Genomic DNA, 22,801 nt, shown 5'->3' with positions numbered 1-22,801 from the left:
ATGGATTTATCGAATAATGGGCAAATATATGAATTCCCGGCATAGAACAAAAAAGAGAGGCTATTCAAGTCTCTCTTTTTATGTTTTTTTATTTTTCGAAATAATCGTCGTGATAATAAGAATTTCGCTTCAGGTAATAAGATTTGTCTCCGTAATAACGCGATGTTCCGTAATAGCCCTCTCGTCCTTTAACATCGTTGAAGACAAGGGCAAAACGGTCGAGCCCGTCATCTTTTACCTGCGAAACAACACTCTTCAGGAAGGATTTATTTGTTTTTCCTCTACGAACAACGAATAATACCGTATCAACAAAGCGCGATAAAATGTAGGCATCCGAAACCAAGCCAATCGGGCTACAGTCGATAATCACAAAATCGTAATTTGACTTGAGGTACGTTATCAATTCTTTCGTCCTTTTTGTCTTTATCAACTCGCTGGGATTAGGAGGCAGCGTTCCGGCTGCGATTATATCAAAACCAAACTCGGGATGTGTAATAACAATATCGTCCAGCGATACCTGTCCTATCAGGTAATTAGAGACCCCTTTCTTGGAGTGTACGCCAAGGTTTTTAGCAACCGAAGGGCGTCGAAGGTCGAAGTCGATAAGTATCACTTTCTTTCCTGTCAACTGATAAACCGATGCCATATTTGCAGCGACAAAAGTTTTTCCGTCAGCAGGCTCAGCCGATGTAACCAGCAGCGAAATAGATTGTTCTTTTTGTGCCAGGTATTCTATCCTGATTCGCATATTCCGGAACGACTCGGCAAAACTCGATTTGGGAAAATTCTTAACCAAAACAGCCGTGTTCGACATCTTCTTCGAGATATTTTCTATCGTACCAATTACCGGCAGTCCCGATATTTTTTCGCATTCTTCTTTGGTTGATATAGAAAAGTTGAACAATTCTTCCTTACAAATGATAAAGCCTAAAGGAAGCGCTAAGCCTACCAGAAAATATAGCAGAAAGGTGTTCTCCTTTTCTTTTTCGTTTGTGGGAGCATTATTCGGGCGGGGAGCTTCCAAAACATAATTGTCGGGAACATTCGATGCCTTCTGAAGCGATGCTTCATACTTTTTATTAATCAGATAGGTACTATACGCATCATTCACCGTATAATCCCGCTGGTACTGCAAAAATTCCCTTTCCTGTGCCGGTAATACGGCCAGGTAAGTCCCCAATTGTGCCGAGTCGGCTCTCAATGTTTCTTTTTCGGCTTGCATTTTACCTTGAAGGGTTTTTAATCCTTCGAGAATTTTTATCCTCATACCATTCAATTTATCTGCATAACTGTAGTATGATGGATGCACTTCGGGCATACCCCGCATTTTCGCAAGTTGAATATTGTACTCCGTTACAAGTGTCGATAAATTGGTTTTCCCCACTTCCTGGTCTAAACCAAGCGAAGCCGGATCAACAAGTTCTTCATCCTTGCGTATTGTATTATTTATGATTTCTGTTAACAGGAGAATTGAATTCTCCCTGGCTTTCATTTCGCCCAAACGCGTCAGGGTCTCATTCATTTTTTGCCTGTCTTCCCCCGATTCAACTTTATAGATTCCGGTTCTTTCCTGAAAATCGTGGAGAGTAGTTTCTGCTACTTGCAACGAATCGTTTATGATCTTTAATTGCCTGTCGATAAACCTTATCGTATTGTCTGCCGCCTCATTTTTCAAAGACAAGTTATATTCTTGAAACTCTTTGAACAATGTGCTCAAAAATTCGGCATCCTGATTCGAGTTATCTCCTACAACCTTAACCGACAGCGCCGAAGACCCTTCCGCCATTTCGTAGGTATATACCCTTCCCTGATACCTGTTCATCAATTCTCCTTCGGGTACAAACCGGAAATAGAAAGGCTGAAAATTGGAAGTGAATCTGTTCGTTTTCTTTATTTTAATAAAAAACCTCGATTCCTGAACAAACTGCCCGTACGGGATGTCCATCGAAAATGGCGGGACAGTTTCGGTTGCTTCATACGATATTCTACATTTCTCGGAATCAATAGGTTCTATTTTGTAATCACTTATATCGTATGCGCTGGGAGCGACAAAATTGTATTCTATTTCGACAGGTGTATAGCCATACAAATTCTCCGTCCTGAACTTTGTCTTTGTAAAATAATTTATCCGCAATTGCGGCAATTTTGCAACAGTCCGGGCAATCATGTCGTGCGAGGTAAGCATCATCTTCTGGTTAACAGAGTTACGAACAATACTTCCAAAGTTAACCGCATTATTATTCAGACCAATATTGCTCCCTCTCGACTCAATCATCAATACGGCTGAAGTAATATACGAGGGCTTCCACGATTTATTCTTTATATAGGCATATCCCAAAAATACGATTAACGAGATGACGAACAGATACCAATATTTGAGGATACGGTAAAACCACAATATAAAATCGAATGAGAACCTCGTGTTTGCCTGAACCTCTTCCAAATAAGGGTCGTTAAGTTCATTTGTCCTTGTATTTTGTTCCATATATTTTACTCTTTCTTCTTTTTATTTAAAATCAAATGCAAGCATCGTTATTAAAAATGTTACCGGTGTAAGAATTGTAGCGAACAATGCGGTAAAAGATCTTACTTTAAAGAATGAACTGCCGCTTGTTGTATAATAGATTAAATCATTGGGCTTGATATAATAAAATTCGGATTCGATAACCGATTCGGTTCTTAAATTAAATGTTTTGACAGTGCTGGATGCACCATCCTCATTTAACCTGATAATCTTAATTTTACTCAAATCTATTTCATCGGAAATGTTTCCCGATATGGCCAAGGCCTGATAAATGGTCATATTATCTTTATATATCGGATACATACCATTTTTGCCCCCCGAAACAACGTAGAAAGAATTGTTTCTTAACCTGACTCTCACCTCTGCATCGGGGTAAGATTTTTTCATTTCTTTTTGGATGGCAGTTTCTGCTTCGGAAACGGTGAGTCCTTCTACTTTTATACTGCCAAAAAGTGGGATGGAAATGTATCCGCTGCTCGACACAATGTACGATGTTTGCTGAGAACCCCCTCCGCTGGTAGTGGTTATAATGCTCGAATATGCTTGTTGATATTCTTCCATAAAGTCGGTATTGTCGGTCAGAATAGTACAATATATTTCGTCATAGACCTGTATCTTGTAATCTTCATAAGGTTTTACCGAGTAATATGGCTTTTCATCCGGCTGTAAAAGATTTGTTTCTTTCGGAGAGATACACGATGAAATCAGTCCAACTATTCCTGCCAGTAAAAATAGTTTATTCAGGTATTTTTTATACATTAATGTTGTCATTTTGTCAATTTTACAATCAAAGTTATCATTCCTGCCAGCCCTGTAATAAATCCAAAAATGGAAGTGAAAGAGGTTATACTTCCCCAAAATCTGCGTTGCATTTGTTGAACATAGATTACATCATTCGGTTGTATGTAATAATACTCCGAATCAACAATATCTTTCGACCTCAAATCAAAGGTTTTAACTTCTGTTCCCGAGGCCGTTTGCCTTATTATTTTAACATTTGCTCTGTTCCCATAAGGAGTAATCGTTCCCGATAGAGCCAAGGCCTGATAAATGGTCATTCGCATACTTGTCATTTGTATCGAGCTTGATCCGGCTTCTCCCAAAACAAAGAAAGACCGGTTTCGCAACGCTATATCTACCGATACATCGGGATAAAAGACTCTAAATTGATCTTCTATTGCCTTTTTTGCTTCAAACACAGTCATATTTTGCACTTCAATACGCCCGATGTAGGGAATATTAATTGTTCCGTTCGAATATACATTCAAAACGTTGTTGGGCAAGTCAGCTACTCCGCCCCCGCTCCCTACTGCAGTTACTCCTATATTTCCGCTATTCAATGAACTGATATTTGCCGAGTATATGGCGAACAAGCTTCGTGTACTTTCTTTCAGTGTGTAAACGGACAGTAATAATTGATCACCCGGTATTATTTTATAATCGGCAGGGGCAACATCCTCTTTCGGATAACCCTTTTTTATATCTTGCAAATAATTCGTATCTTTTGGGGTTACGCAAGATCCGAAAAAAGTAGCAAATAATACCAAAAATAAGCATATTCTATTCTTCATAGTTTTTTAATAAATATTATTTCGATAATGCTTTTACTCTATATGAACATTTTACTTTGCCTTTGATAAAATTATTCAGTTTCGATTTAATTAATTGTTTTCTGATACCCGATACTTTATCTGTAAAAACAGTTCCTTCTATGTGGTCGTATTCGTGTTGAATACAACGGGCGAAGAAATCGGCGTAAACTTCGGTATGCTCAACAAAATTTTCGTCAAAATAATTTATCTTAATTTTTTTTGGTCTTATAACCAATTCGTTTATGCCCGGAAGGCTCAAACACCCTTCTTCCAGCGATTCTGTTTCGTCCGAAAATTCGAGTATGCGGGCATTAATAAATACCTTTTTAAAATTGGCAAACCGGTTATCATCTTCAGCTAAAGGTTCCAGGTCAATGACAAACAACCGGATGTCCAAGCCTACCTGAGGGGCGGCAAGTCCTATACCATTTGCGTTGTACATCGTCTCGAACATATTGTCTATAAGCTCTTTCAGTTTGGGGTAATCCGGTGTTATCTTGTGTGCAGGATTCCGCAAAACAGGCTGTCCATATATATATACAGGTAAAATCATGTTACAGTTTTGAGTTTGAGCTATTCATATACAATGAACTCTCCATATAGCCTTGTAATATTATAACGGCGCTTATTTCGTCAACCAGAGCCTTGTTTTGCCGGTCTGTTTTCTTAAGTCCTCCTTCCAGCATCACCCGGTGGGCCATGACCGATGTAAATCGTTCATCATAATAGGCCACAGGCACAGAAGGAATTTCTTTTTTCAGTTTTCGCACAAAAGCTTCAACATGTTTCATATTGTCCGAAGGCTCGTTATTCATTTGCTTGGGGGCCCCAACAATAATAAGTTCGACCTGTTCTTTGTTCAAATACTGTTTCAAGAACGCAAGTAACTCATTCGACGGTAGGGTTGTTAAGCCTGTTGCTATAATTTTTAGCGTGTCGGATACCGCTATACCCGTACGTTTTGTGCCATAATCAATTGCTAACAAGCGCGCCATAAAGTTGCAAAGATAATTATTTTTTTTATACTATTGCTTTATGTGGCTAAAAGTTCTCTTCTTCAGCTCAAAATCCTTACCCAAGTATTTCTCGCGGACTATCTCATTTTCAGCCAATTGCTCTGCTGTTCCCTGAAAAAGCACTCGTCCTTCAAACAATAAGTAGGCTCTGTCGGTAATGCTTAATGTTTCGTCCACATTGTGGTCGGTAATCAGGATACCTATATTTTTATACTTGAGTTGAGCAACAATCTCCTGTATATCCTGAACGGCAATCGGATCTACTCCGGCAAAGGGCTCGTCCAGCATGATAAATTTGGGATTTATGGCCAGGCAGCGGGCAATTTCGGCCCTGCGCCGTTCTCCTCCCGACAGCCTGTCTCCCAGATTTTTACGAACTTTACTCAAGCCAAATTCGGCGATAAGGTTTTCGAGTTTTTCTTTTTGATATTCTTTTGAGGTGTTTGTCATTTCGAGCACAGCACGAATATTGTCCTCAACCGATAGCTTCCTGAAAATGGAGGCTTCCTGGGCAAGATAGCCGATGCCGTTTTGTGCGCGCTTGTAAACAGGATACTTGGTTATCTCCTTGTCATCCAGAAAGATTTTCCCCTCGTTGGGCATTACCAAACCTACGGTCATGTAAAACGTGGTTGTTTTTCCGGCTCCGTTAGGGCCTAGCAAACCGACTATTTCGCCCTGCTTAACTTCTATCGAAACATGATCGACAACCGTCCTCGACTTGTATTTTTTCACCAGGTCTTCGGTTCGGAGAATCATTTGATTTTGTTCTGAACTCATCAAAAAGATATAATAAGTAAATAGGTCAAAAAAAACACTTAGTCCAATACTGTTACCCATCCGTACGGATCCGGTTCGTCTCCATACTGTATAGCGCGCAACTTGTTGTACAGTTTTGTGCATACAGGACCTGCGTTGCCGTCTTTCGCGAATACAAAGCTTTTGTTTTCTTCCAGGTCATCCACCCGTTCGATGGGTGTGATAACGGCTGCTGTTCCACATTCTCCCGCTTCTTCAAAGCTGGAGAGTTCTTCTTCCAGAATCTGACGGCGTTCTACTTTCATTCCCATGTCTTCGGCCAATTGCATCAAGCTTTTGTTGGTGATGGAGGGCAATATGGAGGAGGATTGTGGCGTGATGTAGGTATTATTCTTTATTCCGAAGAAATTGGCCGGGCCGCATTCGTCGATGTATTTCTTTTCTTTTGCATCCAGATACAATACGGCCGAGTAACCGAGTTCGTGCGCTTTTTCGCCCGGTACAAGGCTGGCGGCATAGTTCCCGCCTACTTTGTAGATGCCTGTCCCCAGCGGAGCGGCTCTGTCGTAGCTTCTCAAAATAACAATGGGCGTGGGCTTGAAACCTTCTTTAAAGTAAGGGCCAACAGGTGTTACAAATATCAGGAACAGGTATTCGGTGGCCGGTTTCACACCCACCTGAGCGCTGGTGCCGATGAGTAATGGGCGGATATACAACGAGGAGCCGCTTTCGTAAGGCGGAACAAAGCGTTCGTTCAGTTTAATGGCTTTTATAACAGCCTCTTCAAACTTTTCAACAGGAAATTCCTGCATCAAAATGCCCCTGCTGGACGATTGCATACGCAAAGCGTTGTCCTTCATTCTGAAAACACGGATTTTTCCGTCTTTCCCTCTAAATGCTTTTAATCCTTCAAAAATTTCCTGTCCGTAATGAAGGCAGGTTGCAGCCATGTGAAGGCTGATTTGGTCGGAATCGGTTGCTTCCAGAGGCCCCCATTTTCCGCCTTTAAAATATGACCTGACATTATAGTCGGTTTTCATGTAACCGAATGACAAATTCTTCCAATCTATCGCATCCATACTCATTTGCTTATATCTTATTTTTCCGTTAACTGATTTGACGCCACAAAAATACAATTTTACTACGATAATCCAATCTCGAATCAGCAGATTGTCAAATAAAAAAAAGCAGCTTACTCATTTTTTTTGAGCAACCTGCTTTAAACAGCTCTTCTTTGTGTCAGATACTTCCCGAAAATGGGAGCGATTTGATATAATTTTCCATAAATAACCAATCGGGCTGACCTGCGACGGTGGTTGGGAGTTTGATTAAATGTTGTTTAAAGTTTTTTTGACGATATTGCCTTCCATACGCATATTTGTAATTGTCTCTGTGTAGAATTGCAGCAATAAAAATTCCAATATATTTTGTAATGATTGGCTGTTTTTGTTTTAATACTAATATATTATCATCGCAACAAAAGGCGTAATCTCTAAAAAAACTATTCCCAAACATATCTATTGTGATATGATTTTGATATTGTGTCATTTCATCATTTCCTATGAATTGGTTAACTCCTTCATTCTCCAATCCAGCGGTAATCAAAGGAATCTCCCCATCTTCTCGGTATTCTTTCGTCAGCCTTGTTCCTCGCTCTACATCAAATAAATCGGTCAGCCTAAACCATTGCCATTTACTTGTATTGAGGGCTATTTTTTCATCCAAAAGAGGTTTCTCAGAAAAAGGGCTTTGAATATCAATCGCATTAACGTACTCGGGCAATTCATCAAGAGAAGGTACTCTTATATTTTTTAGCGTTTTATTTGCTTGTCTTCCATAATTATAACGGTACCTGTTTTGCTCAATCGCATAAGCATAAAACAACATTTGCGATTTTGTTAGTGGTTGCTTCGGCTTGGCGATATAAACATCCCTACCACTATAATATTCGTAATCGTGGAAGAATGTAGCCAAAACACTTCCACTGCCTGCAATGCTTAACGAATTGGCAGGATTCGGTATAATATCAATGGGTTCTACATAACCGACAATACCATTGTTTACTGACTGCCGCGAAACAAAAGGCGCTCCATTTTCTTTTTGTACGCAATTAATCAATTCCAAATTAACCCCATACCAAATGTCGAATATTTCGTCCAGTCGTTTCATTATTCCATCCCATTTAAAAACTTAAACGCAGCAAATTCTTTCACTTTTTTCTCAAAGTCCATTTGGTTTAGTGTCGAATAATCCGTTTCCAAATAGGCCTCGGCACACCATTCGTCCAAATGAGTAACCTCTTGTTTTACAGATAACCCTGATATTTCGTCGAAATTATGATAGGCTGTTATCCATCTCTTTTTTATAGCTTTCCATTTCCCTCGGGCATCAATACGTCCTCTGTGCTTGCGCTTCTCAAAACCATCTTCTTTAAAATACCCGAACCATGTTTTGCGACCTTCATTTTTTTCGCTTGCCTTAAAAACCATTATACAGGTTACTACGCTAGCATTCGGATTAAATAGTTCATCAGGCATAGACAGTACGGCTTTCAACTGATGTTTGTCTAATATCCGTTTTTTTATGGACATCAACTCTTTTTCGTTTTTTATGGCACAACTCATTTGCACAATCGCAACTACTGTTCCATTTTGTGGCGCTACCATATTTAGTGCATGTTCAATAAAAAGCATCTGTCCGGCTGTTCCTACATCGTAAGGTGGATTCAAAAAAGCGACAGTTGGTTTATGGTTATCTTTTATCATACCTGCCAAAGCAAAGCAATCTCCACAAAAGATATTCGATTTTCCATCGCCACGCATCATCATATTGGAACAAGCATAAGTAAACATGGAAGGGCGTAATTCCACTCCCACTAATTGATATTTTTTTATCTGCTGTTTCTTTGTGTCATCATTGCCTGCCAATTCAAGCATGCGTTTCATCCCCGCAATCAAAAACCCGCCTGTTCCACAACACGGGTCATAGATAATGTCATTGGATGTTAAATTAGCTAAATCACAAAAGAGGTCGGTAATATGCGCAGGCGTAAGTACCAACCCTTGGCTTTGTTCGCTCCCCGCATAACGTATAAATTCCGTATAGAATCGACCCAATACATCAAACCCGCTTTGTTCCATATCAATGAGGGGATATACATTGTTGTGCAAGTATTCCACCATTTGTTTAGCAACTTCTACTGATGACTCATGGTTCTTTTTATTTTTATGTTTGATAACGTCTTGCTTAAAAATCGGCTCATTCAAGATTTTACTGTACTCTCCAATCATGGACGTTTGATTGAGCGTATTATTCTGAGTCAATACATTATCAATGGCCGACAACATGGCTTTACCCAAACTTTCGGAGGTGGAATAAGTTTTATAGCTTATGCGAAATGGTTCGTGAAGAAGTGATAAAAGAATAGCGCTAACCATTGTACAGCGGGTCATTTCTGTAATAGAATAGGCTTGGTAATCTTCATTCAGCGTTATCGCTTTCTGTATAATATCAACATTACGCAGATTATCCGCAAATTGTTCGTTATTAAATAATTTAAGATAACTGTTGATCGGAAGAAGCCTTTTGTCTTCCTTGTTTTCTGTCGCGGTCTGTTCTCCCTTTTTCCATATAAAGTGCGAAACCATTAATTCTTGCTTCGTCTGTCCACTCACGGCAATAGCTATCACATCAAACTCGGGAGACAAGGCTTTTGCATAATGCAATACACCATCCACGGCATAGTCTTTTGGCACATCCCGCTTTATACTTTGGTGATTAGCACATGATGCTTTACATTCAATAACAATCAGATAATCCATATTTCCCGCAGGAAAAGACAGGATAAATTCGGGCTTACCAACTCCTTTTCCACTTTTTGAAGCAGACTGTAACAAATCAACAACCCGTTTATTATACGACTTCTGTTCTTCAAATTTTATGCTTTTGAATAAAGGGTCATTTTTAAAATGGTCGCGTACTATGTCTTCTGTTATCCGTTCGTTTGCCATATTAGTGTAAAATTACATTTTCCCTGTAAAAATACAATTTTACTACGATAATCCAATCCCGAATCAGCAGATTGTCAAATAAAAAAAGCAGCTTACTCATTTTTTTTGAGCAACCTGCTTTTTTTATTCGGATTTTGTAAGCCTCCGGTTAGTTATTTTCGGGACGCAATTTTCTTACAACTGCTCCGGCACGCCACATTTCACTTTCGCGAAGGGCTTTCAGTTCTTCTTCCAGTTTTTCGCGGTAGTCGGGTTTTGAGTTGGTGTCGATTGAGCGTTGTGCTTCGTTGCCTATGGCTACTTCGTTATACAGTTTCTGGAACACCGGTTTTGTAGCATCGTGGAAAGGTCCCATCCAGTCCAAAGCGCCTCTTTGCGCTGTTGTCGAACAGTTGGCATACATCCAGTCCATACCGTTTTCGGCAAACAAAGGCATCAGCGATTGAGTCAATTCTTCTACTGTTTCATTGAATGCTTCCGATGGTGAGTGTCCGTTTTCGCGTAGAACTTCGTATTGTGCTAAAAGTAATCCCTGGATGGCGCCCATCAATGTACCGCGTTCGCCTGTCAGGTCGGAATATACTTCGCGTTTGAAGTCTGTTTCAAACAGATAACCCGAACCAACGCCAATACCCAAGGCAATGACACGTTCTTTGGCGCGACCTGTTGCATCCTGAAAAATAGCGTAGCTTGAATTCAAACCGCGACCTTCGAGGAACATCCGGCGAAGGCTGGTGCCCGAACCTTTAGGAGCCACAAGAATAACGTCAACATCTGCCGGAGGAATAATTCCTGTCCGTTCTTTGTAGGTGATGCCAAAGCCGTGAGAAAAATACAAGGCTTTGCCTGCTGTTAAATAGGGTTTGATTCGTGGCCACACTTCAATTTGAGCGGCATCCGACAAAAGGTACTGAATAATTGTGCCTTTTTTTACGGCTTCTTCTATGTCGAAAAGAGTTTCGCCCGGTACCCATCCGTCTGCAACTGCCTTTTCCCATGTTTTACCACCCTTGCGTTGTCCAACGATAACGTTGAATCCATTGTCGCGAAGATTTAATGCCTGACCGGGGCCTTGTACGCCATAGCCAATTACTGCGATTGTTTCGTTTTTCAAAACTTCTCTTGCTTTTTCCAAAGGAAACTCATCACGGGTTGCTACTTTTTCTACAACCCCTCCAAAATTCATTTCTGCCATTTGTTTTTAAATTTTATTATAGTGTATAAATTAAATTTGATTTATATCCCATGTTATGTCCGACTTAACCACTTTTGCCGGATTTCCGGCTGCTATTGAGTTTGCAGGCACATCTTTTGTTACAAGAGATTGGGCTCCAATAACGCTATCATCGCCTATTTTTACCCCTTTAAGCAGCATGGTTTTTACGCCTACCCACACATGGTTGCCAATTTCGATGCTTTCGCCCCGGTTGATTCGCTCCTTAGAGGCTAAGTCTATTATACTGTGCGAATCGCTTGTCCTGACTTCAATTCCGTAAGAAAACAGACAGCTATCGCCGACAGTTATCGCCAGGTTATCTTCCGTAACGGTAAAGGAGGCATTGATAACGGTTACGCGATTGCCAATGGTGATATGGCAATTACTCCCTTCAATCCACAACGTTCCGTTTATGTTGGTCGATTTGCCTATTGTTATCCGGTTGTTATTCCCTCTAATCATGATGTTTACATCCGACAGGGCCGATAATTCATCTACCTCCACATAGTTGTTATCGCCAAAGATTTTTTTATTTACCTTATAGAAACGACCCCGGTTCACAATTTTGTTATTGCTACCCTTTATGGCATTTTTCCTTGTTCTTTTTTTACTTTTAAAGTAAAATGCCAGATTGCGGACAAATTCGCTTCTACTGAGTATTTCCCTTAATCCCATTGGCTTCTTAATTCTGTTCAATTTCGTCCCAGGTTACTCTTGCAGCGCTCACTATTGATTCTCCGTCTTTCATTTCGAGAGTGAAAATAGCTTCCTGTTCTTCTTTTTTCAGCAAACAGATGGTCGAACCATAATGCGCTTCGGCAATATAATTAATTTCAAATCGCCTGATTTCTTTTGTCCTGAACATCTCCAAATCGAACAGGTCGATGAAATGCTCAATGTATTTCATGCTGTTGAGATGCTTATTTATGTCCACATCGCTGTATTTCACCACAAAATTGCCAACCGGATCAACATCCTTAATCGGCGGAATTTTCCTCATCCCTTCGATAGGGCAAGGCTCATCTTTATTGACGTAGTCAATCAGGCCGTAATGTTCCAGCACGTTTGTTGGGCGACGGGTTTCCAAATCTATTGATGCCCATACGGAGCGGGCATAGCCGATGTTTTTCCCCTCAGCGTTTCGGAATGCAAAGCAACGTTCGGTGAAGAGTTTGTTTACATCTTTCACCCAGGTATAAATCGTTATTTCGGTATCGTTTTTAGGATATTCAAAAATTTCGATAGCCATCCGCGATAGCACCCAGGCACGTTTTTGCTCCGTCATGGACGAGAAGCCAAACCCACGCTCCTCGGCATGTTTTGTTGCTGCCTGAAGCATGAATCCGCCAAGCATCGACAAGGTTGCTTGGCCTCCAAAATCGGTTAGATAGGCATCTATCGAGAATATATATTTTCCTACAATTGACTTCATTTATTCTTGCGCTTTTTTCTTTTCTTCCAGTCCGGCAAGCATATCGCTCAACCGTTCGATTTTCGATTTGTTGATGGCTACCCGTCCCGAACGGATAAATTGCAATACCTTTATCGTTTCACTCAGTTCTTGAAACAGAGACTGGGTTTCCTCGTGATGCCCTGTTTTTTCGATGACCACGCAAACTTCGTTGATTTCGAGAATGCGGGCATTGTATTTACGGATAAGCGCCTCAACCGAACCAATTTTCAGAAAATCGGGGGTGGATAGCTTATAAAGTGCAATTTCTTGATAAACAAGCTCTTCGTCGGTATTGAAGTAGGCTTTCAGCACATCAACACGTTTGTCTATTTGCTTGACTACCTTCACAATGTCCTCAGGATTGCTCCATACGGTGATGGTAAATTTATGTATCCCTTCCAATGCCGAAGGCGAAACCGACAGGGTCTCAATATTCAACTGACGACGGGTGAACACTGCCGTTACCTGACTGAGTAAACCAACCGTATTTTCCGAAAATATAGTTACAGTGTATAATATTTTATCGTCTATCATGCTCTCTTTATTTATTAATTTTTTGTTCTTTCAGTTCATACAATTCCAACGGTAAACCATCAGGATCGCCAAAAAAAGTAAACCGGCAACCGGTAAGTTCATCCTTTCGGATGGGTTCAACGGCTATTCCCCTGGCTTTTAGTCCGGCTACCTCCTGTTCTAAATCATCAGTAGCAAAAGCCAGGTGCCTCAAGCCCCGCGCTTCGGGATAACTGGGCCTTTCGGGCGGATTATCGAATGAAAACAATTCCACCTGCCCATTACCCCCGACCGACAAATCCAGCTTGTACGAATTCCTTTCGGCGCGAAAAGTTTCGCAAATTACTGAAAATCCCAGTTTATTTACATAAAAATCTTTCGATTTTTTATAATCGGAACAAATAATAGCGATATGGTGTATGCCTTTCAACATCCAAATTGATTCAAATTTTCTATACACATCCTATTTTTCATCTCCCAGAAGAATGTTGGTGATACATGCTCCCGCCGGAACCATCGGATAAACCATGCCTTTTGCTTCTACTTGCACATCAAGCAGATAAGAGCCTTTGTGGTTTATCATCTCGCTGATGGCTGCATCCAGTTCTTCCCGTTTTTCTACTTTCCGACCGGCAATGTTGTATGCTTTGGCAATCATCACAAAATCGGGATTCTTCATCACGGTCTCGGAGTATCTCTCATCCCAGAACAGTTCTTGCCACTGGCGCACCATGCCCAAAAAGTGATTGTTCAGCACAATAATTTTTATATCAATATTGGTTTGAAGAATCGTCCCCAACTCCTGAATGGTCATCTGAAGACCTCCATCGCCCACAAACAGGCATACCGTCCGGTCGGGCGCGCCATATTTTGCGCCGATGGCTGCCGGTAGCCCGAAGCCCATCGTTCCCAATCCACCCGATGTAACCACGCTGCGGGTGTGTTTGTATTTGAAATACCGGACGCCCATCATCTGATTTTGTCCTACATCGGTTACAAGCACGCCATCGTGGCCGGTAGCTTCGGAAACTTTGTTAACCACCTCTCCCATTTTCAAATGGCCGGATGCCGGATAGATTTCTTTTTTGATAACGGCATCAAATTCCTTTTCCTCGTAAGGTTTAAACCCGGCTTTCCATGCCGAGCGGTCGGTTTTATTCAATAGTTTGGTTACTTGGGGCAATGTTTCTTTGGCATCGCCCAAAACTTTCACAGTTGTTTTTACATTCTTGTCTATTTCGGAACGGTCTATATCGAAATGGATGACCTTCGCTTGTTTGGCATAAGTCTCCAAATCGCCCGTAACGCGGTCGTCGAAACGCATACCTATGGCAATCAGCACATCGCATTCGTTTGTCTTCATGTTGGGGCCTATATTTCCGTGCATCCCCAGCATCCCCATATTCAACGGAAAATCGGAGGGCATGGCCGAAAGGCCCAGCACGGTGGAAGCAGCCGGAATATCCGCTTTCAGGAGAAAGTCGGCCAATTCCTTTTCGGCGCTCCCAAGAATCACCCCTTGTCCGATTAGGGCAAACGGTTTCTTGGCATTATTTATCAGCTCGGCCGCCGCCCGAATATCCTCTTTTCTCATATCGGGAACCGGTTGGTAGCTTCGGATAAAGTTTATTTTTTCGTAGCTGAAGTTCAATTTACCAACCTGAGCGTTTTTCGCGAGGTCGAGCACAACAGGCCCCGGACGACCGGTAGAAGCAATGTAAAAAGCCCGGGCAACCGCCCAGGGAATGTCCTCGGTACGTCTTATCTGGTACGACCATTTGGTTATTGGTTGTGTAATACCTATCACATCCGCCTCCTGAAAAGCATCGCTACCCAGCAAGGAAGAAGGAACCTGACCGGTGATAACAACAATGGGCGTACTATCGAGCATGGCATCGGCAATTCCGGTTACGGCATTGGTTGCTCCCGGGCCGGATGTAACGAGGGCTACCCCCACTTTTCCCGATGTTCTGGCAAATCCTTGCGCCGCATGAACCGCCCCCTGTTCGTGGCGAACCAATATATGATTCAATTTGCCTTTGTAATCATACAAACAGTCGAACACAGGCATGATTTGACCACCCGGATAGCCAAAGATGGTATCAACCCCCTCTTGTAATAATGATTGGATCAATGCCTCGCTTCCTGTTATTTGTTTGTTATTTGTCATTATGTTATTTATTCTTTATTATTATTCGAGCAATCAATCAAATTATTTATCCTTTGTACAATTTGTCAACCTCCCAACGTGCAGGATTATTTTCAATGTAATCAACAATTCTTGCATAGTCATTACTACTGTGGATAATGTGTTCGTAATAATTGCGTTGCCAAACGGAATATCCTATTTTTTTCGTTATTCCAATTTTAAATCCGCGCACGATTGCGCCAATTGACCCCGATTCACAATTCGGACGTTCGCGTAGGGGTCGAATATTTTCGACCCTTGTATCCACAATTACATATTTTTCGACCCTTGTATCCACAATTACATCCTTCTCGACCCTTGTATCCACAATTACATCTTTTTCGACCCTTGTATCCACAATTACATCCTTCTCGACCCTTGTATCCACAATTACATCCTTCTCGACCCTTGTATCCGCAATTACATCCTTCTCGGGTCGAAAATATTCGACCCCTACGTTTGATATTATTTCAATAATTCCATGTAAATGGTTTGGCATGACAATAAAATTGTGTAAAATTACACGTTGATAATGTTGTGGAATTTCCAACCAACATTCTTTTACATTTTCCCCAAATTCATTTAATTGCATTTTTTCCTCTACAATTCTCCCAAATATACATTCGTGATTTTGTGCACAAATGGTTATAAAATACAAACCCGCTTGCGAATAATCATATTCTCTCATGCGAATACTGTGGCGATTGTGTATGTCTGGGGTGTAGGTCATTGATATTATTTTATTCCACTATCCTCACTCCCCCCTTATCAGCCGAACTCACCATGCTTGCATAAGCCCTTAATGATTTGGATATAACTCTGTTACGATTTGGCTTGAAGGCGTCTTTTCCTTTTGCCAGCTCTTCCTGTCTGCGGGCATCCAGTTCGGCGTCGCTTAGTTTTACGTTGATGGAGCGGTTGGGAATGTCTATTTCTATTATATCGCCATCGCGAACCAGGCCAATAGCGCCTCCGGCAGCCGCTTCGGGCGATACGTGTCCGATAGACAAGCCCGATGTTCCACCCGAGAAGCGTCCATCGGTAATCAGCGCGCAGGCTTTACCCAAGCGCTTCGATTTAATGTAGGAAGTGGGATACAGCATTTCTTGCATTCCCGGGCCTCCTTTTGGCCCTTCGTAGGTGATAACAACCACATCGCCAGCCTCTACCTTGTTGCCGAGGATGCCATCGCAGGCAGCTTCCTGCGAGTGGAATACCTTGGCTTTTCCGGCAAAGCGGAATATACTTTCGTCAACGCCCGCCGTTTTCACTACGCAACCGCTTTGGGCAATGTTCCCTTTCAGGATGGCGAGGCCTCCGTCTTTGGTATAAGCGTGTGCTATGTTGCGGATGCAGCCACCCTCTCTGTCGGTATCCAGCGAAGGGTAGTAATTTTCCTGTGAACCCAGTACGAGGTTGAACTTGTTACATGGAGCGGACTTATATAAATTTTCGGCGTCTTTGTCAATCGTTTTTCCGGTAATATCGTATTTGCGAATGGCATCGGCAAGCGTCAGTCCATCCACCCGGTGGACAGATGCATCCACCAGTCCGGCTTTTGCCAGTTCGTTCATGATGGAAAGAATGCCGCCTGCGCGGTTCACATCCTGAATATGGTATTTGTCGGTATTGGGCGCCACCTTCGAGAGGCAAGGCGTTTTGCGCGAAAGGGCGTCAATGTCGTCCATCGTGAAATCGACTTCGGCTTCGTTGGCAACGGCCAGCAGGTGAAGAATGGTATTGGTAGAACCTCCCATGGCAATATCCAAGGTCATGGCATTGAGGAAGGCTTGTTTGCTTGCTATTTTGCGTGGAAGAACCGTTTCGTCTCCATCGCGGTAGTATTTACAGGCATTTTCGACTATCAGCGCCGCCGCATCTTTGAATAGTTTTGTCCGGTTGGCATGGGTGGCCAGAATAGTACCGTTGCCGGGTAGCGCCAGACCGATGGCTTCGTTCAGACAATTCATCGAATTGGCCGTAAACATACCCGAACACGAACCGCATGTGGGACAAGCCGACCGCTCAATGGCCTCTATCTCCTTGTCCGAAACCGAATCGTCAGCCGCTTTTATCATGGCATCAATCAAATCGAGGTGTTTGCCGTTCAGGTCGCCAGCTTCCATGGGGCCTCCCGATACAAAAACAGCCGGAATATTCAACCTCATGGCAGCCATAAGCATACCCGGGGTTATTTTGTCGCAATTGCTGATACAAATCATGGCATCGGCTTTATGGGCATTCACCATGTATTCCACACTGTCGGCAATCAGGTCGCGGGACGGAAGCGAGTACAACATGCCGTCGTGTCCCATGGCGATACCATCGTCTATGGCAATGGTGTTGAATTCGGCGGCAAAGCAGCCCAATTTTTCTATTTCGGCTTTTATTTTTTGCCCTATTTCGTGTAAATGAACATGCCCCGGCACAAACTGGGTAAAAGAATTGACGATAGCAATCAATGGTTTTCCTATTTGTTCTTCTTTCATCCCGTTGGCTTTCCAAAGGGCTCTTGCCCCTGCCATCCGGCGTCCCTGCGTGCTTGTTGAGCTGCGTAATTCTATTTTCATTGTAACTGACAGTTTTTTACAAAAAAACCTTTCCCAAAATTGAGAAAGGTTTTATATTATTGATTTGATTCTTTGTCTTATTTCTTGTCAAAGTTTATACATACCCTCCTCATTTATTCTGTCCGACGAGCAGAACATTGACCACAAGGACGACGCGTAAAATACGATTTGTCATAACTCAGTATTATATTTGCCTGTAAATGTACGACTTTTTTTCAAAACACAAGGGCTTTTGGGCTCTTTATCGAACAAATAAACAAGTATTTGCCCTTTCGGGAACCGACATTTGCCCTGGGGTGGAAGACGGGGCTCGAACCCGCGACCTTCGGAACCACAATCCGACGCTCTAACCAACTGAGCTACAACCACCGTATTTTGCGGTGCAAATATACATATTTTTTGGTGATTGCAAATCTATTTTGAGAAAATAGTATCGCGAAAGTTCAAAAATTAGGAGATAAGGCTGATTCGGGTGAGGAAAGGGCGGTACGAAAAACGTGTAGGGGCGTATCGAATACGCCCGTTGGCGCGAATGCAAAATCAAAGGGCAGACACATAGGTCTGCCCCTACAATAGCTCCTTAAATCCAACGGACGTATGCAAAGTCCATGCGATGAGGGATGTCTTTGTTATCGGGATATACACGGTAGGCAAATTTGTGAGAACCGGTAATCATACTCTTATTCTTCAATGAGAAATATAATTTGCTGCCTTCTCTCTTCACCAAGGGTACTTGGGTTACATCCAGCAGGGTCGTTTTATTGTCGTTAATATCCACAATTACCCCTTCTACGCCGAGGTCGCCAATCATGTCTTTTTTATCAATCACAATTTCGACTAGGTGATCTTCTCCCTCGAGCAAGCTTGAGTGGATATTTGTTACTTCTACTCCGTTGATTTTCACCGATTCCACTACAAACGAATCCCATTTCGATGCCACTTCTTCTTTCCATGCGGCTATTTCTTTTGCTTTGGCATAATTATCCGCAACAATTGTTTTCAGACGATTGGCTTGTTTGATATAGAATCGGTTCAAGTAATCGTCAATCATTCTTTTTGTTGTATAATTCGGCGCAATATGGGCTATCGAATTTTTGATATACTGTATCCATTCGGGAGAATAGCCTCTCGAATTGCGGGCATAGTACAGCGGAAGTATCTTGTTCTCGAATATCGAATAGATGGCCGCAGCATCCAATTCGTCCTGATAGGTCTGGTTGTCGTAAGTGCGCTTGTCGGTCAAACACCAGCCGGCTTCCTTGCGGTAGCCTTCGTACCACCATCCGTCCAATACCGAGAAGTTGAGTACGCCGTTCATCTCGGCTTTTTCGCCCGATGTTCCCGAGGCTTCGAGCGGACGGGTAGGGGTGTTTAACCAAATGTCAACGCCCGAGATAAGCCGTTTGGCCAGTCGCATGTCATAATTTTCCAGGAAAATAATTTTTCCCAGAAATTCGGGACGGTGCGATATTTCTATGATTTGTTTGATGAGTCCTTGTCCGGCGCCATCGGCAGGATGGGCTTTCCCCGTAAAGATGAACTGAATAGGGTACTTTTCGTTGTTCACAATGCGCGACAACCGGTCGAGGTCGGTAAACAGCAGATGGGCTCTTTTGTAGGTGGCAAACCGGCGGCCAAACCCTACAAGAAGCGCATCGGGGTTGATTTTGTCGATAACGTTCAGGATGCTCTTCGGGTTGGTTTGATTTTTCACCCAGCCTTCTCTCATTTGTTCCTGAACATAACTTATCAGGCGTTTTTTAAGGGTCAGGCGCAAATCCCAGATTTCTTCGTCGGCCACATTGTATATCGCTTCCCAGATTTTTTCATTCGATTGGTCGCTGTAAAAATTATCGGCAAAATGACGTTCGTACAAGCGCTTGCTTTCTTTAGCCGCCCAGGTGGGGAAGTGTACGCCGTTGGTAACAAAGCCAACATGCAGTTCTTCGGCAAAATAGCCTTTCCACATGGGTTGGAACATTTTTCGCGACACCACGCCGTGCAGGTAACTAACGCCGTTGGCTTCCTGACAGGTATTAAGGGCGAATGCGCTCATCGAGAATTTTTCGCCTGTTCCCGGGTTTTCGCGTCCCATGTCAACAAATTCTTGCCACGATATGCCTAAGCGTTCGGGATATTTACCCATGTATTTACCCAACAAGCTTTCGTCGAAGTAATCGTGTCCGGCAGGAACGGGCGTATGTACCGTATAAAGACCCGATGCCCTGACAACTTCCAAGGCCTGATTAAATGCCAGTCCTTCGGTTTCGACCAGGTCGGTCAAACGTTGCAGGTTGATAAATGCCGCATGACCTTCGTTGCAGTGATAAATATCTTTTTTAATGCCCAGCCGGTTGAGCAGCAAGATGCCGCCTATCCCCAACAGGTATTCTTGTTTCAAGCGGTTTTCCCAGTCCCCGCCATACAACTGGTAGGTTATGGGGCGGTCGAATTCGCTGTTTCTATCTATGTCCGTATCCAGCAGGTACAATGATACACGGCCTACATTCACTTTCCAAACGTATGCATAAACATCGCGGTCGGGATAGGGAACGGCCAATATCATCGGGTTTCCGTCCGACAACAACACTTGTTCTATCGGCAGGTCGCCAAAATTTTGAGCTTCGTAATAGGCTTCTTGTTGTCCGTCGGGCGAAATGCGCTGGGTGAAGTAGCCGTAGCGGTACAAAAATCCAACCCCCGTCAGGTTCACGTTGCTGTCGCTGGCTTCTTTCAGGTAGTCTCCGGCAAGTACGCCCAAGCCTCCCGAATAAATTTTAAGCACATGCGTAAAGCCATACTCCATGCTAAAGTAAGCAATGGCAGGCTTCTTCGGATCCGATTTCTCGGCCAGATATTGTTCAAAGTGTGCACATACCTCTTTGATTCGTTTCATCAAATCGGGGTTTTCCACAATTTCCTGAATCCTTTTGTATGAAAGGTTTTGTAATAGTAAAACCGGATTATGACCTACTTTACTCCAAATTTCGGGTTCCAGCTCCGCAAAAAGTTCGGTAGCTTCAGCATTCCATACCCACCATAAATTATGCGCTAATTTTTTGAGCGGGGTCAAATCTTTTGGAAAGTTCACATAAGTATGAACATCTTTCCATACCGGAGTATTTGAATAACTTGTTTTGATTTTCATAATCAATAATTTTTGTTTGTAGCAATACGCTGCAAAATTAGTATTTTTAGAATTATTAAGCAATAGAAATGCACATATTTATATCAATTTGCAATAAATAAATAAAAATGCGCATCAATTTATCAGTTGTATTTAAGCTCATTTTTCATCGCGAAAACGAAGCTTTGCGGCTTGCAAGGCTTTGCTATACGCCTCTTCGTAATAAACAAAAAAGTGTTTCCAGTCGGCTAAAGAGGCCCGTTGGAAAGCGGCTTTTCGCATTTCTTTTTCTTGCTCTTCGCTTTTTGTTGTCAGTTCAAAAAGCAAATTGCATATTTCTTCCGAAACTTCGAGGAAATTATAATCATCGCGGCGAATGACTCCTGCTCCGTCCTCCATTCCCTGTACGTCTCCCGTTTTTTTCATCCATAGTCCAAAACCGGCCAAGGTGGTGGTAATGGTGGGAACCGAAAACGCAATGCTCTCGTGCGGAGTATATCCCCAGGGTTCGTAGTATGACGGAAACACCGTTGCATCCAGCCCAATAAGCAGGTCGTAGTAAGAGATATCGAAAACGCCGTCCGTGCCATTCAGGTACGAAGGTACGAAGATAACCTTTACTTTGCTTCCGGCTTTGTTGTCCAGGCCCAGGTAGTAGAGCTGACCGAGAACCGAATCGTGATAAATATCGTGCAACCAGTGGGTAAGCACCGGCATACTAAGCGGGGTAACGTAGTTTTTGGGGGTCTTCAATCGTTTGATAAGGTCGGCGCGGGGTTCTCTCACCCAGGCCGGAACCATAACAAAAGCCACAATATCCTTGTTCAACTGATTGATTTTGTTCAACTGCCCCAGCGCATCAATAAATACGTCAATGCCCTTGTTGCGGTATTCGTAGCGTCCGCTGGTAGCTATAAGTATCGCATCGTTATCAATGTTTGTACCTAACAGCTTTTCGGCCACATTAATCAATGCTTTGCGGGCGGCATTCCGCTTTTTTTTGTACTCGCCGCCTTTCGGCACAAATTCTTTTTCAAATCCGTTGGGGGTAATTTCGGGCATTCTTTCGAGCAGGAACTTACATTCGGTTGCGGTGATTTGGCTCACCGTTGTGAAACAATCGACCTGCTGTGCGGCGCATTTTTCTATCGAATGTTTTGAAACAACATTCAGTTCCCGTGCCATCTGATCGCCGTTGTAGGACGACAGGTAATTGTACAAAGGCTTTTTGTTGCCGGCAATCGACCGTCCGATGGTGGTTGCGTGCGTAGTAAAAACGGTCGCTATCTGCGGAAGGCGGTCTTTTATGTACAGCGCGCCCATCCCCAACATCCATTCGTCGAAGTGTGCAATTACATTTTTATTTTCGAGCTGATGGAATTTGTAAAAGCTTTCGATAACAATCCCTGTGGAATAGGCAAACATACACGATTCGTCGTAATCGCCATAAGCAGGCAACGAATCAACTCCGAATTTATTCCACATATCGCCGTAAATAGCATCTTTCTGCGCATAATACTGCCTCGAATCGACCAGTACGGCCAAGGGTTTGCCGGGTACATCCCAGTATCCTGTTCTTATTTTCAGCCCTTCTTTTTTCCGGGCGTACTTCAGCCAATCGGCGTGAAGCGTTTTGTCTTCTATAAACCACGGGCTTTCGTGCTTTTCCCAAATATCGGGGCCAATAAACAGCACATTGCCCTTGTATGCATTGACCATTGTTTTCGCCTTGGACGAAAGAACGGTGTAAATCCCTCCTACCTTGTTACAAACTTCCCAGCTTGTTTCAAATACGAAATCGGGTATTATTTTGTTTTTTTTGTCTGCCATTAT

Annotated in this window: 19 protein-coding genes and 1 tRNA gene; all 20 read right to left on the bottom strand. The window is 42.7% G+C overall.

The window, feature by feature from the left end; all coding sequences use genetic code 11:
• Positions 1-88: 88 nt before the first annotated feature.
• Positions 89-2,485: an exopolysaccharide transport family protein gene (locus tag ACYPWY_RS11300; protein WP_459685634.1), complete on the bottom strand. Its 2,397-nt coding sequence runs from the start codon at positions 2,483-2,485 to the stop codon at positions 89-91.
• A gap of 21 nt (positions 2,486-2,506) precedes the next feature.
• Positions 2,507-3,295, bottom strand: coding sequence for a polysaccharide biosynthesis/export family protein (locus tag ACYPWY_RS11295; RefSeq protein WP_459685633.1), 789 nt, complete (start codon positions 3,293-3,295; stop codon positions 2,507-2,509).
• Complete coding sequence (locus ACYPWY_RS11290) at positions 3,292-4,095, bottom strand: polysaccharide biosynthesis/export family protein (protein WP_459685632.1); 804 nt, start codon at positions 4,093-4,095, stop codon at positions 3,292-3,294. The genes ACYPWY_RS11295 and ACYPWY_RS11290 overlap by 4 nt, the downstream gene beginning before the upstream one ends.
• A 16-nt stretch (positions 4,096-4,111) precedes the next feature.
• Positions 4,112-4,669 (bottom strand): peptide deformylase, encoded by a 558-nt coding sequence (gene def / locus ACYPWY_RS11285; protein ID WP_459685631.1) that lies wholly within the window; start codon positions 4,667-4,669, stop codon positions 4,112-4,114.
• 1 nt (position 4,670) lies between these two features.
• On the bottom strand, positions 4,671-5,111 hold the full coding sequence (gene ruvX / locus ACYPWY_RS11280; protein ID WP_459685630.1) for a Holliday junction resolvase RuvX: 441 nt from the start codon (positions 5,109-5,111) through the stop codon (positions 4,671-4,673).
• A 30-nt stretch (positions 5,112-5,141) separates the two neighbouring features.
• The gene (gene lptB / locus ACYPWY_RS11275; RefSeq protein WP_459685629.1) at positions 5,142-5,912 is read right to left on the bottom strand and encodes an LPS export ABC transporter ATP-binding protein; all 771 of its coding nucleotides are present in this window, start codon (positions 5,910-5,912) and stop codon (positions 5,142-5,144) included.
• 38 nt (positions 5,913-5,950) lie between these two features.
• Entirely contained in the window at positions 5,951-6,976 is a 1,026-nt protein-coding gene (locus ACYPWY_RS11270; RefSeq protein WP_459685628.1) for a branched-chain amino acid aminotransferase, read from the bottom strand.
• 154 nt (positions 6,977-7,130) lie between these two features.
• Positions 7,131-8,060, bottom strand: coding sequence for a restriction endonuclease subunit S (locus ACYPWY_RS11265; protein WP_459685627.1), 930 nt, complete (start codon positions 8,058-8,060; stop codon positions 7,131-7,133).
• Complete coding sequence (locus ACYPWY_RS11260) at positions 8,060-9,901, bottom strand: HsdM family class I SAM-dependent methyltransferase (protein ID WP_459685626.1); 1,842 nt, start codon at positions 9,899-9,901, stop codon at positions 8,060-8,062. The genes ACYPWY_RS11265 and ACYPWY_RS11260 overlap by 1 nt, the downstream gene beginning before the upstream one ends.
• A gap of 148 nt (positions 9,902-10,049) precedes the next feature.
• Positions 10,050-11,096 (bottom strand): ketol-acid reductoisomerase, encoded by a 1,047-nt coding sequence (gene ilvC, locus ACYPWY_RS11255; protein ID WP_459685625.1) that lies wholly within the window; start codon positions 11,094-11,096, stop codon positions 10,050-10,052.
• Positions 11,097-11,126: 30 nt separating this feature from the next.
• Positions 11,127-11,813: an acyltransferase gene (locus ACYPWY_RS11250; RefSeq protein ID WP_459685624.1), complete on the bottom strand. Its 687-nt coding sequence runs from the start codon at positions 11,811-11,813 to the stop codon at positions 11,127-11,129.
• On the bottom strand, positions 11,800-12,549 hold the full coding sequence (locus tag ACYPWY_RS11245; RefSeq protein WP_459685623.1) for an acyl-[acyl-carrier-protein] thioesterase: 750 nt from the start codon (positions 12,547-12,549) through the stop codon (positions 11,800-11,802). Before ACYPWY_RS11245 ends, ACYPWY_RS11250 begins: the two co-directional genes overlap by 14 nt.
• Positions 12,550-13,104, bottom strand: a complete 555-nt coding sequence (gene ilvN / locus ACYPWY_RS11240) for an acetolactate synthase small subunit (protein ID WP_459685622.1) — start codon at positions 13,102-13,104, stop codon at positions 12,550-12,552.
• Positions 13,105-13,111: 7 nt separating this feature from the next.
• Positions 13,112-13,516, bottom strand: coding sequence for an SMU1112c/YaeR family gloxylase I-like metalloprotein (gene gloA2 / locus ACYPWY_RS11235; protein ID WP_459685621.1), 405 nt, complete (start codon positions 13,514-13,516; stop codon positions 13,112-13,114).
• 30 nt (positions 13,517-13,546) lie between these two features.
• Positions 13,547-15,253 (bottom strand): biosynthetic-type acetolactate synthase large subunit, encoded by a 1,707-nt coding sequence (gene ilvB / locus ACYPWY_RS11230; protein WP_459685620.1) that lies wholly within the window; start codon positions 15,251-15,253, stop codon positions 13,547-13,549.
• Between the two features lie 46 nt (positions 15,254-15,299).
• Positions 15,300-15,770 (bottom strand): transposase, encoded by a 471-nt coding sequence (locus ACYPWY_RS11225; RefSeq protein WP_459685619.1) that lies wholly within the window; start codon positions 15,768-15,770, stop codon positions 15,300-15,302.
• A gap of 241 nt (positions 15,771-16,011) precedes the next feature.
• On the bottom strand, positions 16,012-17,841 hold the full coding sequence (gene ilvD, locus ACYPWY_RS11220; RefSeq protein ID WP_459685618.1) for a dihydroxy-acid dehydratase: 1,830 nt from the start codon (positions 17,839-17,841) through the stop codon (positions 16,012-16,014).
• Between the two features lie 292 nt (positions 17,842-18,133).
• Positions 18,134-18,210 (bottom strand) — tRNA-His (locus ACYPWY_RS11215).
• Between the two features lie 211 nt (positions 18,211-18,421).
• A complete protein-coding gene (glgP, locus tag ACYPWY_RS11210) occupies positions 18,422-20,989 on the bottom strand; it encodes an alpha-glucan family phosphorylase (RefSeq protein WP_459685617.1) in 2,568 nt (855 codons plus the stop codon).
• A 138-nt stretch (positions 20,990-21,127) separates the two neighbouring features.
• Entirely contained in the window at positions 21,128-22,798 is a 1,671-nt protein-coding gene (locus ACYPWY_RS11205) for a glycosyltransferase family protein (RefSeq protein ID WP_459685616.1), read from the bottom strand.
• Positions 22,799-22,801 lie beyond the last annotated feature (3 nt).

The organism is Viscerimonas tarda, from assembly GCF_054601255.1.
Note: the sequence above shows the minus strand (reverse complement) of the source record. Positions and strands in the feature narration are given on the sequence as shown.

Excerpts from the sequence above, each read along its gene's own strand:
- glgP (WP_459685617.1), bottom strand. The coding sequence starts at position 20,989 with ATGAAAATCAAAACAAGTTATTCAAATACTCCGGTATGGAAAGATGTT.
- ACYPWY_RS11270 (WP_459685628.1), bottom strand. The coding sequence starts at position 6,976 with ATGAGTATGGATGCGATAGATTGGAAGAATTTGTCATTCGGTTACATG.
- def (WP_459685631.1), bottom strand. The coding sequence starts at position 4,669 with ATGATTTTACCTGTATATATATATGGACAGCCTGTTTTGCGGAATCCT.
- ruvX (WP_459685630.1), bottom strand. The coding sequence starts at position 5,111 with ATGGCGCGCTTGTTAGCAATTGATTATGGCACAAAACGTACGGGTATA.
- ACYPWY_RS11295 (WP_459685633.1), bottom strand. The coding sequence starts at position 3,295 with ATGACAACATTAATGTATAAAAAATACCTGAATAAACTATTTTTACTG.
- ACYPWY_RS11225 (WP_459685619.1), bottom strand. The coding sequence starts at position 15,770 with ATGCCAAACCATTTACATGGAATTATTGAAATAATATCAAACGTAGGG.
- ACYPWY_RS11265 (WP_459685627.1), bottom strand. The coding sequence starts at position 8,060 with ATGAAACGACTGGACGAAATATTCGACATTTGGTATGGGGTTAATTTG.
- ACYPWY_RS11205 (WP_459685616.1), bottom strand. The coding sequence starts at position 22,798 with ATGGCAGACAAAAAAAACAAAATAATACCCGATTTCGTATTTGAAACA.
- ilvD (WP_459685618.1), bottom strand. The coding sequence starts at position 17,841 with ATGAAAATAGAATTACGCAGCTCAACAAGCACGCAGGGACGCCGGATG.
- ACYPWY_RS11245 (WP_459685623.1), bottom strand. The coding sequence starts at position 12,549 with ATGAAGTCAATTGTAGGAAAATATATATTCTCGATAGATGCCTATCTA.
- ilvC (WP_459685625.1), bottom strand. The coding sequence starts at position 11,096 with ATGGCAGAAATGAATTTTGGAGGGGTTGTAGAAAAAGTAGCAACCCGT.
- ACYPWY_RS11300 (WP_459685634.1), bottom strand. The coding sequence starts at position 2,485 with ATGGAACAAAATACAAGGACAAATGAACTTAACGACCCTTATTTGGAA.
- ilvB (WP_459685620.1), bottom strand. The coding sequence starts at position 15,253 with ATGACAAATAACAAACAAATAACAGGAAGCGAGGCATTGATCCAATCA.
- gloA2 (WP_459685621.1), bottom strand. The coding sequence starts at position 13,516 with ATGTTGAAAGGCATACACCATATCGCTATTATTTGTTCCGATTATAAA.
- ACYPWY_RS11290 (WP_459685632.1), bottom strand. The coding sequence starts at position 4,095 with ATGAAGAATAGAATATGCTTATTTTTGGTATTATTTGCTACTTTTTTC.
- ACYPWY_RS11260 (WP_459685626.1), bottom strand. The coding sequence starts at position 9,901 with ATGGCAAACGAACGGATAACAGAAGACATAGTACGCGACCATTTTAAA.
- lptB (WP_459685629.1), bottom strand. The coding sequence starts at position 5,912 with ATGAGTTCAGAACAAAATCAAATGATTCTCCGAACCGAAGACCTGGTG.
- ilvN (WP_459685622.1), bottom strand. The coding sequence starts at position 13,104 with ATGATAGACGATAAAATATTATACACTGTAACTATATTTTCGGAAAAT.